The sequence below is a fragment of the Thermomicrobium sp. CFH 73360 genome, from assembly GCF_023806465.1.
GTDB lineage: Bacteria > Chloroflexota > Chloroflexia > Thermomicrobiales > Thermomicrobiaceae > Thermomicrobium.
Map to the genome: position 1 here is coordinate 39,855 of NZ_JAMSLS010000002.1, position 13,582 is coordinate 53,436.

Here is a 13,582-nt window from a genome sequence, read left to right on the forward strand (position 1 = left end):
TCATGACAGCCGAGCTCGTTCTGCGTAACGGCAACGTCATAACGTTGGACCCGGCGAGACCGCGGGCGACGGCTGTGAGTATCTGGCGTGGACGCCTTCTCTCCGTTGGGGAGAACGATGAAGTCGCACGTGATATTGGACCGAACAGTACGGTTGTCGATCTCGAAGGAGCGACGCTCCTGCCGGGATTCATTGATGCCCACTGCCACCCCATCGGTCTCGGGCTCTCTCTGGAGTGGATTGACGCCTCACCGGAGGCAGCCCCCACACTCGGGCATCTGCTCGAACGTTTGCGAGTTGCCGCACGGGAACTTCCACCTGGTCAGTGGCTCTTGGCACGAGGGTACGACGATACCCGCCTTGATGTGCGCCGCCATCCCACCCGCTGGGAATTGGACACAGTAACGGGTGACCGGCCAGCGCTACTCATCCGCACGTGCGGACATATGGCCGTCGCGAATAGCGCAGCGCTCGCTCTCGCCGGCATCACTCGCGACACACCCGATCCAGAAGGTGGACGGATCGTCCGCGATGAGACCGGCGAGCCAACCGGCCTCCTCCAGGAGCGAGCCCAGGAACTCGTCCGTCGACGAGTTCCTGAGCCGACGATCACGGATCTCGAGCGCGCGTTGCACCGCGCGGGACAACGGTTCCTGTCTCTTGGGATCACTTCTGTGACCGAGGCTGGGATCAGTCGACCGGAAGAACTGCAAGCCTATCAGAATCTCTGGCAACGAGGTGAGTTACCTGTGCGCTCACAGGTGATGCTGCTCATTGATCAGATGCTGGAGCCTGCTGAACAGCTGGGACTCCGCTCTGGTCTGGGGGACGACTGGTTGCGGATTGGTGCATTCAAGCTGTTGCAAGACGGAGCCGGCGGTGCACGTACTGCGGCGATGAGTATTCCCTACCCCAACGAGCCGAACAATTACGGGATTGCTGTCTACACGCAGGAACAACTGGACGATGCATTCACCCGCGTGGCGAGACTGAGCTGCCAGGCCGCAGCCCACGCAATTGGCGATCGTGCCATTGAAATGGTGTTGACCGCCTTCGAGCGAGCGCTCCAGCGCTACCCGATCCGAGATCACCGCTGGCGCATCGAACACTGCGGTATGTTGCGCCCTGACCTCCTGGACTGGATGGCCAGGCTCGGCGTCATGGCCGTACCGCAGCCAGCCTTTGGGTACTACCTTGGCGATTCCTACCGCCGCAACTTCAGCGATGATTGGCTTGCCCTCGCCTATCCAACTCGTAGCTGGCTGGAACGCCGTATCCCGGTTGCTTTCAGTTCGGACGCACCAGTGATTCCACCCGATCCTTGGGTCGGTATCCGGGCTGCCGTGTTGCGCAAGACGCGAACCGGACTGCCATTCGGCCCCGAGCAGTCGGTCAGCCTGCTTGATGCACTCCGGCTCTATACAATCGGCGGGGCCTTCGCAAGCTTCGAGGAGCACCGCAAAGGTTGCATTGCGCCAGGCTATCTGGCCGATCTTGTCGCGATCGACCGGAATCCCTTTGCGGTCGATCCTGAAGAACTCCCGCAGATTCGCACGCTCTTCACCATCGTCGATGGCCGAATCGCCTGGGAAGGCTGAAACGCGGTATCCTGAGGGGGAACGGGACGAGAGTGCCACGAAGGGAGGGAAGGCAGCAATGGCTGTCACAGTTCGCTATCTTGGGCACGCGGCATTTGCACTCGAAGCCGACGGAAAGCAGGTCATCGTCGATCCTTTCCTGACTGGAAACCCGAAGGCTGCTGCCCGACCTGATGAGCTGCATCCAACCGCGATCCTGCTCACGCACGCGCACGCCGACCACGTTGGGGATGCGCTTGCCATCTCAAAGCGCACCAAAGCGCCAGTCATCGCCACGTTCGAGCTCGCCAGCTACCTGCAACAGCAGGGTGCAGAAGCAATTCCGGCCAACCACGGCGGGACGGTACGCTTTGACGGGGGATCGGTCAAACTGGTTCCGGCATGGCATACCTCAAGCTATGGGGAGCAGTTCCTCGCTCCGGGTGTCCCGGCTGGCCTCGTTGTACGGATGGGCGGGAAGACGCTCTACTTTGCTGGCGATACCTGCCTCTTCGGCGACATGGCGCTCATTGGCGAAGAAGGTCTTGACCTTGCTGCACTCCCAATTGGTGACCACTTCACGATGGGACCGGCTGACGCGGTAAAGGCCGTGAAACTCCTCAAGCCGCAGGTTGTTATCCCGTGTCACTACAACACTTTCCCCCTGATTGAACAGGATCCGCATGCCTTTGCTACGGCTGTCGAGGAACAGACGTCAGCCCGCTGCGTTGTGCTCCAACCGGGCGAACAGTTCGTTCTGGAGTAGCGTGAGGTCAGCGAAGCAGCCGCAACGACGTGCGCTCGAGTGGGCCCGATGGGTCCTCGCAAGGCACGGTGTTGTGTTCCTTGACACCGAGACAACCGGCGTCGGCCGGTTCGATGAGGTGATCGAGATCGCAGTACTCGACCCATCTGGGCGCGTGTTGCTGCACAGTCTCGTTCAGCCCACGCGCCCGGTGCATCCGGAGGCTGCCCGTATTCACGGCCTCACTGATGCCGACTTGGCCCGCGCGCCTACCTGGCCCATAGTGTACCGCGAACTCCTTGCGGTTCTCCGTTCATTTCCCCTCGTCATCGCGTACAACGCGGAGTTTGATCGGCGGTTGATTGCGCAGACGTCTGGAGCGCACGGACTTCCTCCCCCGGAACCAGATTGGCACTGCGCGATGCGACGTTTCGCCGAGTATGCAGGACCGCCACCGATTGATTCCTGGCGTCGCTATCACCGGCTCGCCGAGGCGCTAGAGCGCTTCGGCCTTTCCCATCCGGACTCTCATCGCGCTGCCGCTGATGCCGAAGGCTGCCGGGAGCTCGTTCACGCCATGGCACGTGGTCTGCCACTCCGCTTTTGACGCGCGTGTCGCCTGATCGACGTACGATTGAGAGGCGATCAGGCTTGGGCAGGAGTACCCAGATGGGTGAGAAACCGCTTGACTCCGGTATTCCACCGTCTCGCGAGACACTCACAGCAGAAATGACACAAACAGCGTTCCAGCGACGCGTTGTGACACATCTCAACCCGGACGAGGTGCTGGAGCGAGCGATCGCCTTTTTCAGCACACGCGGCTATCGGGCCGGTCGCACCGGTCGACCGAACCAGGTCTATGTGATTGGGAAGCGCGAGGGAGTTCTTCCCCGTGTGACCGCGGAGATCCTTGTCCAGCCGAACGTTGGACGCCGCAGAGCAACCTTGGTCACAGTCAGCGGATTTGGCCCACAACTCCGTGAGCATCTCGCAGCGTTCGTTCAGGAACTTCGCCGCGAGCGCCGACTGTCTTAACCGGAAATGTCGCGTGGCATCTCGACTTGGTCGCCCGTTACGATACCAAAACGTTCATTCTCCTTCTCGACGATGTCGAGCCCTGCCTCGCGCCGTAAGCGATCACGAAGGTACTTCGTGACCGCCGCCTTCAATGTCCCCAGGGCTAACGTCGCACAACGCGGACGAAGTTTGACCGCCTCCTCGCCGATCAACTCAGCCATGAGGTGGTAATCCGCTTCCAGCACCTGATCGAGCGTCCAGCGTTCCTCATTGACGACGTCGAGCAGAATGTCCGCAGCAGCTTGGCTGATCGTGCAGCCCTCGCCCTCGAACGACGCCGCAGCGACCAGGTGCCCCTCCGGGTCCACTTTAAGGTAGATGGTCACGATGTCACCACAACCTGGATTGCCACCGGGCATGACGACATCCGCGTCCGGGAGCTGATGCCGATGCCGTGGGTAGCGATAGTGCTCGACTAACTGCTCCATCAGTTCTTGCTTGTCCATGCCGACCCCTTCGATGGTTGACGAATCCCGAGTGACGAGGTAAGGTATAGCATAGGTGAGAACAAGAATCATTCTCACTTTGGAGTGAGTGGCGGACCATGCTCCCAGCCGGATTTCGAATGACACCACAGCGAATGGCGATCCTCGCCGAGGTGCAGAATGCGGAGCGGCATCTCACGGCGGCTGAGATCTATGAACGAGTGCGCCGCAAGTATCCGACGATCGCCTATGGAACCGTCTACCGCACCTTACACCTTTTGGCCAAGCACGGGTTGATCCAAGAGTTTCCATTCGGCGACAACGCGAGCCTCTTCGACCGGCGAACCGACCGGCACGACCACGTGCACTGCGTGGTCTGCGGCGAACTCGTTGACGTCGAAGTTCCGATCGCCTTGCTCGCTCGGCAAGTCGCAGCCGAGCAAACAGGCTTCGAGATCCTCGATCACCAGACCGTCTTTACGGGGATCTGCCCGGCCTGTCAAGAAAAGCGGGATCGTGACGCGCAGCAGCCCCGCAGCGCGGGACGCCGGTGAGACCGCGGCACGCGCTGGGGGTACACTGCGTGCACACTTTCGCAACGTTGTGGTAGAGTAAGTTGGTGTCGCGAGTCTTTTGGAACGTGGGCATGACGAAGGAGGGAACATCGAATATGGCCGAGCACACGCCGCTGTTCATGATCGAGAACCTGCACGCGGGGATCGAAGGGAAGGAGATCCTCCGCGGGGTGAATTTGGTGATCGAGCGTGGTGAGATCCACGCACTGATGGGGCCGAATGGTTCTGGCAAGAGCACCCTTGCCTATGTCATTGCGGGACACCCGAATTATGAGGTGTACGAGGGACGCATCCTCTACAAGGGTGAGAATGTGTTGGAGCTCCCACCGGACGAGCGAGCCCGGATGGGTATGTTCCTCGCCTTCCAGTATCCGACTGCCATTCCTGGGGTGACGATGGCGAATTTCCTGCGCCTCGCCGTCAATTCTGTTCGGAAGGCGCGGTACGGCGAGGACAAGGCGCTCACGCCTCGTGAGTTCCGTCGTCTCCTCCGTGAGAAACTGGAAATGCTGCGCATGGACGAAACGTTTGCCTCTCGGTACCTCAACGAGGGGTTCTCGGGTGGTGAGAAGAAGCGGGCAGAAATCTTGCAGATGGCCATGCTCGAGCCGGAATTCGCCGTGCTCGACGAGACCGACTCGGGGTTGGACATCGACGCCCTGCGCACTGTCGCTGATGGCGTCAATCAGCTCTTCAACTCGAACATGGCCCTCCTCGTCATCACCCACTACCAGCGCATCCTCAACTACATCCGGCCGCACTATGTCCATGTCATGTTGGATGGGAAGATCGCCGTCTCGGGTGGGCCCGAACTGGCGGAAGAGCTTGAAGAGAAGGGCTACGACTGGGTTAAGACTCAGTACGCCGAGGCCGCGTCCTGAAGGCGCCTCACAGAAGGAGGACACACCGTGGCCACACCAGAAGTCGAACTGAAGCGACTGGGAAGCGAATACGCCGAGAAGTACGGGTTCCGCGACCCGGAACAGTACGTGTTCAAGGCACGGAAGGGACTTGACCGCGAGGTCGTCGAACAGATCTCGTGGATCAAGAACGAACCGGACTGGATGCGCGAGTTCCGCCTCAAGGCGCTCGAGTATTTCCTGCGCCGCCCCATGCCAACCTGGGGTGCCGACCTCTCGGAGCTCAACTTCGACGAGATCGTTTACTACATTAAGCCGACTGAGCGACAGGGCTCGAGCTGGGATGAGCTCCCCGAGCACATCCGCCGGACGTTTGATCGCCTGGGAATCCCCGAGGCTGAGCGGAAGTTCCTGGCCGGCGTCGGGGCCCAGTACGAGTCAGAAGTCGTCTACCACTCGCTGCGCGAGGAGCTCAAGCGTCTCGGCGTGATCTTCGTCGATATGGATACAGCGGTTCGCGAGTATCCCGACCTTGTGAAGCAGTACTTCGGCACGATTGTGCCCCCGAACGATAACAAGTTCGCTGCGCTGAACTCGGCCGTCTGGTCGGGCGGCTCGTTCGTCTACGTGCCAGAGGGGGTCCGCGTCGAGGTCCCGCTCCAGGCATACTTCCGCATCAACGCCGAGAATGTCGGCCAGTTCGAACGGACACTCATCATTGTCGAGCCGGGCGCCTACGTCCACTACGTCGAAGGATGCACGGCGCCGATCTACAGTGCAGCCTCACTGCACAGCGCCGTCGTCGAAATTATCGTCAAGGAAGGTGCCCGCTGCCGCTACACGACAATCCAGAACTGGTCGAAGAACGTGTACAACCTCGTGACCAAGCGTGCTGCGGCCTACCGCGATGCGACGATGGAATGGGTTGACGGGAACCTCGGCTCGAAGGTGACAATGAAGTACCCCGCAGTCTGGCTCATGGAGCCGGGGGCACGCGGCGAGGTGCTCTCGGTTGCCTTCGCCGGTGACGGGCAGCACCAAGATGCTGGCGGCAAGATGGTGCATGTGGCACCATACACGTCGTCACAGATTATCTCGAAGTCGATCTCCAAGGGGACTGGACGGGCGAGCTACCGCGGCCTGGTCAAGGTACATCGCGGTGCGCATCACGTCCGAGCCAACGTGGTCTGCGACGCGCTTCTGCTCGACGAGCAGAGCCGTACGGATACCTACCCGTACATGGAGATCGAGGAAGAACAGGTGTCCATCGGTCATGAGGCGACGGTGAGCAAGGTCGCTGAGGAGCAGCTCTTCTACCTGCAGAGCCGTGGTCTCACCGAGGCCGAGGCCATGAGCATGATCGTTAATGGATTCATCGAACCGATCACAAAGGAACTCCCGCTCGAGTACGCCGTCGAGCTGAACCGCTTGATCGCACTCGAGATGGAGGGTTCGGTCGGATGACACACCGGTGGCCCGGACCGGATCCGGGCCACCATTCGCTATCGAGGGGAGTCTATGAGCACCAGGGTTATCGAACGGACACGTGGTTTCACGAGGGAAGCTGCGGTAGAGCTCTCGCATGTACTTGGGGAACCAGAATGGCTTCGTGAGCGCCGTCTCGCAGCGTGGGAGGTGTACGAGCGCACGCCGATGCCAAGCCGCACCGACGAGGAGTGGCGACGCACTGACATCCGCCGGTTGCCGATCGACGCGGTTTGGCCCTTCGCCGGACTGGGTCAGCGCGTCAGCAGCCCGGAAGCATTGCCGGCCGCGCTCTTCGAGACACTCGGTGACGCAGCACTCCGCTCTGGCCTCCTGGTACAGGTGGACGGATCAGTCGTCTACACGCAGCTGGAGGACGAACTCGCCCAGCGCGGGGTGATCTTCACCGACCTGCTCACTGCAGCCCGCGAGGTCCCCGAGCTCGTCCAACGCTTCTTCATGACCGAGGCGGTCACGGTACAGGACAACAAGTTTGCAGCGCTCCATGGAGCATTCTGGAGCGGTGGGACCTTCCTCTATGTGCCGGAGGGTATCGAGATCGCGTTGCCGCTCCGGAGCTTCGTTTGGGCTGAGACCCCCGGCGCGGCGATCTTTGCCCATACCCTGCTGATCGCTGAGCCCGGCGCAAGCGTGGTGCTTATCGATACGTGGGCCTCACCGACCGTCGATGAGCCAGTCATTGCCTCCAACGTCGTGGAGCTCATCGTGCAGGAAGGAGCCCAGGTACGGTATATCCAGCTCCAGGACTGGGGCCGTAGCGTCTGGAATTTCACGACCCAGCGTGGCCTACTCCATCAGGACGCAGTGCTCAACACGTTGAACGTGAGCCTTGGATCACGCCTCAGCAAGGCCTTCATCGCGAGTAACCTTGTGGGTCCTGGTGCCACCGCTGAGATGCTCGGCCTCTACTTCGCCGACGACGCGCAGCATCTTGACCACCAGACGCGCCAGTGGCACGTCGCGCCATACGCCACCAGTGACCTTTTGTACAAGGGAGCGCTCAAGGATCGTGCCCGTACCGTCTTCAGCGGCTTAATCAAAGTATTCCCCCAAGCTCAGCGCACCGATGCGTACCAAGCAAACCGTAACCTGATCCTCTCGTCGACGGCGCGTGCTGACACGATCCCAAATCTGGAGATTGGCGCCAACGATGTGCGCTGTACACACGGCGCGACGGTCGGCCAAGTCGAGGAGGAGTATATTTTCTACCTGATGAGTCGTGGCATCAGCCGACCGGAAGCGGTCAAGCTGATCGTCGATGGCTTCTTTGATGAGGTGATCGAGCGCGTGCCGGTCACTGAAGTGCAAGAGACGGTCCGCGCGGCGATCGCACGGAAGATTGGGCTATGAGCACCAAAGCGGGAACACAGCCACTCGATGTCCATCGCATCCGGACCGACTTTCCGATCTTGCAGCGAACAGTCCGTGATGGGAAGCCACTCGTCTACCTTGACAGTGCCGCGACGTCCCAGAAGCCAGCGAGCGTCATTGAGGCGCTCGCTGGCTTCTATCGAACGAGCAACGCGAATATTCACCGCGGAATCTATGAACTCAGCGAAGAAGCTTCGATCCTCTATGAAGAAGCACGAGCCAAAGTAGCTCGCTTCATCGGCGCCTCCCGTCCTGACGAGGTCGTCTTCGTCCGCAACACGACGGAGGCAATCAATCTCGTCGCGCGGACATGGGGCGTGGCCAACCTCCAGGCTGGTGACGTCGTCGTAACGACGATCCTGGAGCATCACTCCAATATTGTCCCCTGGCACCAACTGGCTGCCGAGCGGGGTATCGTGGTCCACTTCGTCGACATTGATGAGACGGGACGCCTCCGACTCGATCAACTCGAGACGCTGTTGCGTACCCAGCCGGTAAAGCTGGTCGCTGTGACCCACGTCTCGAATGCGCTCGGCACGATCAATCCGGTCAGCGACATCGCACGCCGAGCGCACGAAGCAGGAGCCCTCGTCCTCGTCGACGGGGCACAGAGTGTTCCGCATCTGCCAGTCGATGTGCGAGCACTCGGCGCAGACTTCTTGGCGTTCTCGGGCCATAAGATGCTTGGGCCCTTTGGAATTGGCGTCCTTTGGGCTCGATACGAACTCCTCGCTTCTCTCCCGCCGTTCCTTGGTGGCGGTGGAATGATCCGCACCGTGACCACTGAGGGCTTTACACCGGGGGACATTCCTGCCCGTTTCGAGGCGGGAACGCCGAGTGTGGCGGATGCGGTGGCACTTGGTGCGGCTGTTGACTATCTGGAAGCGATCGGCATGGCTGCCATCCGCCAGCATGAGGTCACGCTCCTCGCCTATGCGCTACCACGACTAGAAGAGATCCCAGGGATCCGTCTCTACGGACCGGTCGGTGAGGATCGCGCCGGAGTCATTAGCTTCACGTTCGGTGATGTCCATCCGCACGATGTCGCAGCAGTGCTTGATCTGCACGGGATCGCTGTCCGGGCTGGCCATCACTGTACCCAACCGCTCATGCGTCGCCTTGGCGTCGTCGCGACAACCCGTGCAAGCTTCTACCTCTACAATTGGGAAGCAGATATCGACCGCCTCGTCGAAGCACTTCAGGAAGCACGCCGCGTCCTCGACGTTGCCGGGTGAGTCGAGCGGAGGGCGTCACAGTGTCCGACCTCTATCGCGAGCATATCCTCGACCATTACCAGCATCCACGCAACTACGGCACGTTGGAGCAGCCGGACCGATCCTTTGAGGACTCGAACCCTTTGTGCGGTGATCGGATCCGCATCGACCTCAAGTTGTCTGGTGACCGCATCGAAGATATTCGCTTCACCGGTCGCGGCTGTGCGATCAGCCAGGCTGCGGCTTCCATCTTGACTGAGATGGTGAAAGGCAAGTCGCTCGAGGAGGTCAGAGCGCTCGGAGCTGAGGATCTCCTGGAGGAGCTTGGGGTTCCCATCAGCCCGGCACGCCGCAAGTGTGCACTCCTGAGTCTTAAAGTTCTGAAGGCGGCAGCCTACGGAATCAATGAGTGGCCTCGTTGACGCCGCAACGGTTGCCAAAGATCAACCGGATATTCGATGTCATACGACAACACTCCATCGACGGAGAATCCAAGGAGGAGGCAATGGCCAAATTCACGGAAGACGATGTCCGAGAGCGATTGAAGCAAGTGATCGACCCGGAACTGGGGATTGACGTCGTCAACCTGGGCCTTATCTACGGCATCGACGTAGTTGACCGGGAGGACGGCAAGACCGACGTCATTGTGACAATGACGTTGACGACGTTCGGCTGCCCGCTGGGGCCAATTCTGACGGAAGAGGTGAACTTCGCGCTGCGCGATCTTCCAGATCTTGGCAACGTGGAGATTAACCTTGTCTGGAGTCCTCCCTGGACGCCAGACATGATGAGCGAAGAGGCCAAGGACGCGCTGGGGATCTGGTGAGCGAGCGCCAGCACTTCCCAAGGCCGCTGGTTATCACTGGGCTACTCAGTTGGCTCCTGCTTGCGCTCGCCTGCCGCGGACCAGCCATCTACCCGACACCCACCGTAGTCCAGGTTTCCCCATCACTGACAGTACCAGCACTGCCGACGGCAACGGCGGTGGTTCCTTCACCAACGCTCACAACGCTCCCCAGCCCTACTCTAACGCCCTTACCACTTGCCACGGCAACTCCCACGCTCGCACCCACTCCTCCTGTCACCTCAACGCCAGTGCCACCGTCCCCGACGCCAGCGCCGAGTGGACCACGAGCCGTGATCATCACGCGGCTCCCGACTAGCGAGCCGGTTGTTGCACTCACCTTTGACTGTGGTGCTGATCGTGGCTATGCCGAAGAGATTCTCGATGAACTCGCACGTCGCGGTATCCGCGTCACCTTCGGGATGACCGGAGCGTGGGCCCGCACAAATCCTGATCTCGTCGCCCGTATGCTGGAGGAGGGTCACGACCTGATCAACCACAGCGACACGCACCCTTCCTTCACCGGTCACTCGACTGGTAGCGCTCCGCTCGCACCAGCGGAGAGGCTCGCCGAACTCCGCGGCGCAGAACAGGCGGTTGCTGCAGTGTCTGGCAGCCTCGAGACCATGCGACCGTTCTTCCGCCCACCCTACGGTGACTACGACGACGACCTCCTGCAGCAACTCCCGCAAGCCGGCTACACCATCGTCGTTATGTGGACAGTGGACTCGCTCGGCTGGCGTGGAATTCCCCCGGAAGACGTGGTCGAGCGTGTCGAGCGCGCCGTCGCACCTGGAGCGATCGTCTTGCTCCACGTCGGCGCACAATCGACCGATGCCGCTGCATTACCGGCCTTGATCGAGTCCCTGCAACAGGTTGGGTACCGGTTCGTCACCATTCGTGACATCCTCGGCTGAACGATGCGGCCCCGTGTCGGGGAAAGTTTGACTTCTGCGGTCGACAAAGCGCGTGCGAGCGGACTGTTTGGCATACTTTGCGCGGGAGCTGAGCATGCCTCAGCTCTCCCAGGGAACAGGCGGAGTGTTGGTGCAGGGAACGAGAGGTCCTTGCCGAGTGAGGAGGCTAAGTTCATGGCGACACAGCAGAACGAGCGCTTGACACGACGCAGTCTTCTTCGTCGGGCTGGAGCGCTGGCCGTCGCCGTGCCGGCCGTCAGTGCCCTACTCGCTGCCTGCGGTGGCGGTGGCGGTGGGACGAGCGGTGGTGGCGGTGGGAAGATTACGATCGAGATGAGCGAATACAAGTATAACCCCGCGACCATTACCGTTTCGCCCGGCGCGAGCGTGACCGTCACGCTGAAGAATGTGGGAACCCTGCAGCACGACTACCATATCGACGTGATCAATCAGACGTCACCGATGGTCGACCCGGGGAAGTCGGTCGACTGGACCTTCACTGCTCCCAGCCAGGCCGGCACTTACGACACCTGGTGCACAGTTCCCGGCCATAAGGAGCTGGGGATGGTTGGAAAGCTCGAGGTTAAGTAGCTTTCACAAAGGCAATTACGAGGACGTGATCGCAGCGGCTGGGGAAATCCCCAGCCGTCTTTGTTTCCCTCAAGTGCAATCGCGGCGTGCGATGTGCTACGATGTCGCTAGCCACGCACGGGAGCGCGTCTGCCTCGACACCGGTCGGCACCAGGACCGGATCGGGGATGCTCACCTCCAATTTCGGACAGGTCTGGCGAGACAAATCGACGAGAGAGGAGGGCCGCGATGGTACCCCACCAGGCCTGGACTCACCAGGACGGACAGCTTCTCGCACAACTACCAAACGCAATCCGCGAACTCCTCGATTGCACAACTCTCGTGATCGTTTCCAACCGCGGTCCCGTCGAGTTTCACCAGACGTCCGATGGCGACTTCGTCACCAAGCGTGGCACCGGCGGCGTGATCACCGCCATGAGCGCCGCAGCACGCTATGCTGAGGCAATCTGGGTCGCCTGCGCGATGACCAGTGCAGACCGGTTGAAAGCCGAAGAGATGCGTCGTCGGGGCGAACCGTTCCTCGACCTTCCTGATCTCCCAGGGTTCCGTCTTCGCTTCGTCGTGCCGGATCCCAGTGCGTACCAAGGCTATTACAACCGGATCGCAAACCCGCTCCTTTGGTTCCTTCAGCACTACCTGTGGGACACGCCACGCGCACCGGATATCGACTACCGCACCTGGCAAGCCTGGCACGAGGGATACGTGGTGGTAAACCGCCTGTTTGCGGAAGAGGTGGTCGCCGCCGCCGCTGCCGTCCCGCGCGAGCCGATCATCTTGCTTCAGGATTACCACCTGTATCTTGTGCCCGCCTTTATCCGTGAACTCAGACCCGATCTTCTTCTCCATCATTTTGTGCACATCCCCTGGCCCGACCAGGATTACTGGCGCCTGCTGCCCTTGGTGATGCGGCGCGCGATCTGCGAAGGACTGCTTGCCAACGACATCGTTGGTTTTCAGACGCCACGACATGCCCGGAGCTTCCTGAACACCGTCGACGCGAACCTTCCCGACGCTGAAGTCGACTATCGCCGTCGTGAGGTGGCCTACCGTGGGCGCATCACGCGGGTACGCGTCTATCCCATCTCGATCGATCCTGAACTTGTGCGCGCTGTCGCGAACAGCGAAGACGCACGGCGTCATGAGGAGCATCTCCAGGCCTACCGCAACGAATTCACGATTGTCCGCGTGGATCGGGCCGAACCGAGTAAGAATGTTGTGCGCGGCTTCCTCGCCTATGATCGCCTCCTCGAGGCACATCCGGAACTGATCGGTCGTGTGAATTTCCTTGCCTTTCTCGTGCCAACCCGGATGGAAGTTGCCGAGTATATCAACTATCTGGACGAGATTAACGCGGTGGTTGGGCGGATCAATGCCAAGTACGCCAACGCGGCCGAAGTGGAAGGCATCCACTGGCAACCGGTCCATCTCTTTGTCGGTGACGACTACCCGCGCGCTCTGGCTGCGATGCGGTTCTACGACGTCCTCCTCGTCAATGCGATCTTCGACGGGATGAACTTGGTCGCCAAGGAAGGAGCACTCCTCAACGAGCGCAACGGCGTGCTTATCCTCTCTGAAGGGGCTGGAGCTTACCAGCAACTAGGCCAGTGGGCATTGACCGTCTCGCCGACTGACATCGAGGGAACAGCGCAAGCTCTGTGGCGTGGGCTGACGATGCCCGAAGCCGAGCGAGCGTGGCGCGCAGAGCAACTGCGGAGACACGTCCTCGAACACGACCTCCGTCGCTGGCTCATCGATCAGCTTCAGGACATCGCCGATCTCCGAGCCGAGCGCGCACCGCACCGTGTGGCCGCACCCTCCTGACAGTTTCCACGCGCCCTGCCATCTGTTCTGGTACAACTCTCGGCGGTGGCAGAGTGGAG

General features: G+C 60.8%; 15 protein-coding genes. 14 read left to right on the forward strand and 1 reads right to left on the reverse strand.

Annotation, left to right across the window (positions count from 1 at the left end):
- The first annotated feature begins 2 nt into the window (after positions 1 to 2).
- The 4 genes from NET03_RS03560 (at position 3) to NET03_RS03575 (ending at position 3,357) form a co-directional block, all read left to right on the forward strand.
- Complete coding sequence (locus tag NET03_RS03560) at positions 3 to 1,598, forward strand: amidohydrolase (RefSeq protein WP_252127523.1); 1,596 nt, start codon at positions 3 to 5, stop codon at positions 1,596 to 1,598.
- Positions 1,599 to 1,656: 58 nt separating this feature from the next.
- Positions 1,657 to 2,343: a metal-dependent hydrolase gene (locus NET03_RS03565; RefSeq protein ID WP_252127524.1), complete on the forward strand. Its 687-nt coding sequence runs from the start codon at positions 1,657 to 1,659 to the stop codon at positions 2,341 to 2,343.
- A 1-nt stretch (position 2,344) separates the two neighbouring features.
- Positions 2,345 to 2,929: a 3'-5' exonuclease gene (locus NET03_RS03570; RefSeq protein WP_252127525.1), complete on the forward strand. Its 585-nt coding sequence runs from the start codon at positions 2,345 to 2,347 to the stop codon at positions 2,927 to 2,929.
- Between the two features lie 62 nt (positions 2,930 to 2,991).
- Positions 2,992 to 3,357, forward strand: coding sequence for a hypothetical protein (locus tag NET03_RS03575; protein ID WP_252127526.1), 366 nt, complete (start codon positions 2,992 to 2,994; stop codon positions 3,355 to 3,357).
- On the opposite strand, the gene NET03_RS03580 is transcribed toward NET03_RS03575, so the two are convergent.
- On the reverse strand, positions 3,354 to 3,845 hold the full coding sequence (locus tag NET03_RS03580) for an iron-sulfur cluster assembly scaffold protein (protein ID WP_252127527.1): 492 nt from the start codon (positions 3,843 to 3,845) through the stop codon (positions 3,354 to 3,356). The genes NET03_RS03575 and NET03_RS03580 overlap by 4 nt on opposite strands.
- 119 nt (positions 3,846 to 3,964) lie before the next feature.
- Here NET03_RS03580 and NET03_RS03585 point away from each other — a divergent pair, with 119 nt between their 5' ends.
- The 10 genes from NET03_RS03585 (at position 3,965) to NET03_RS03630 (ending at position 13,523) form a co-directional block, all read left to right on the forward strand.
- Entirely contained in the window at positions 3,965 to 4,378 is a 414-nt protein-coding gene (locus NET03_RS03585; RefSeq protein ID WP_252127528.1) for a Fur family transcriptional regulator, read from the forward strand.
- A gap of 116 nt (positions 4,379 to 4,494) precedes the next feature.
- Positions 4,495 to 5,280, forward strand: coding sequence for a Fe-S cluster assembly ATPase SufC (sufC, locus tag NET03_RS03590; protein ID WP_252127529.1), 786 nt, complete (start codon positions 4,495 to 4,497; stop codon positions 5,278 to 5,280).
- A 27-nt stretch (positions 5,281 to 5,307) separates the two neighbouring features.
- Entirely contained in the window at positions 5,308 to 6,723 is a 1,416-nt protein-coding gene (gene sufB / locus NET03_RS03595) for a Fe-S cluster assembly protein SufB (protein WP_503007983.1), read from the forward strand.
- Between the two features lie 54 nt (positions 6,724 to 6,777).
- A complete protein-coding gene (sufD, locus tag NET03_RS03600; protein ID WP_252127530.1) occupies positions 6,778 to 8,115 on the forward strand; it encodes a Fe-S cluster assembly protein SufD in 1,338 nt (445 codons plus the stop codon).
- Positions 8,112 to 9,371, forward strand: coding sequence for an aminotransferase class V-fold PLP-dependent enzyme (locus NET03_RS03605; protein WP_252127531.1), 1,260 nt, complete (start codon positions 8,112 to 8,114; stop codon positions 9,369 to 9,371). The genes sufD and NET03_RS03605 overlap by 4 nt, the downstream gene beginning before the upstream one ends.
- Positions 9,372 to 9,391: 20 nt before the next feature.
- Positions 9,392 to 9,772, forward strand: a complete 381-nt coding sequence (sufU, locus tag NET03_RS03610) for a Fe-S cluster assembly sulfur transfer protein SufU (protein WP_252127532.1) — start codon at positions 9,392 to 9,394, stop codon at positions 9,770 to 9,772.
- 83 nt (positions 9,773 to 9,855) lie between these two features.
- On the forward strand, positions 9,856 to 10,176 hold the full coding sequence (locus NET03_RS03615) for a metal-sulfur cluster assembly factor (RefSeq protein WP_252127533.1): 321 nt from the start codon (positions 9,856 to 9,858) through the stop codon (positions 10,174 to 10,176).
- Complete coding sequence (locus NET03_RS03620) at positions 10,173 to 11,111, forward strand: polysaccharide deacetylase family protein (protein WP_252127534.1); 939 nt, start codon at positions 10,173 to 10,175, stop codon at positions 11,109 to 11,111. The genes NET03_RS03615 and NET03_RS03620 overlap by 4 nt, the downstream gene beginning before the upstream one ends.
- A 174-nt stretch (positions 11,112 to 11,285) precedes the next feature.
- Positions 11,286 to 11,702 carry a plastocyanin/azurin family copper-binding protein gene (locus NET03_RS03625; protein WP_252127535.1) on the forward strand — a complete coding sequence of 139 codons (417 nt, stop codon included), beginning with the start codon at positions 11,286 to 11,288 and terminating at the stop codon, positions 11,700 to 11,702.
- Between the two features lie 228 nt (positions 11,703 to 11,930).
- A complete protein-coding gene (locus NET03_RS03630; RefSeq protein WP_252127536.1) occupies positions 11,931 to 13,523 on the forward strand; it encodes an alpha,alpha-trehalose-phosphate synthase (UDP-forming) in 1,593 nt (530 codons plus the stop codon).
- Positions 13,524 to 13,582 lie beyond the last annotated feature (59 nt).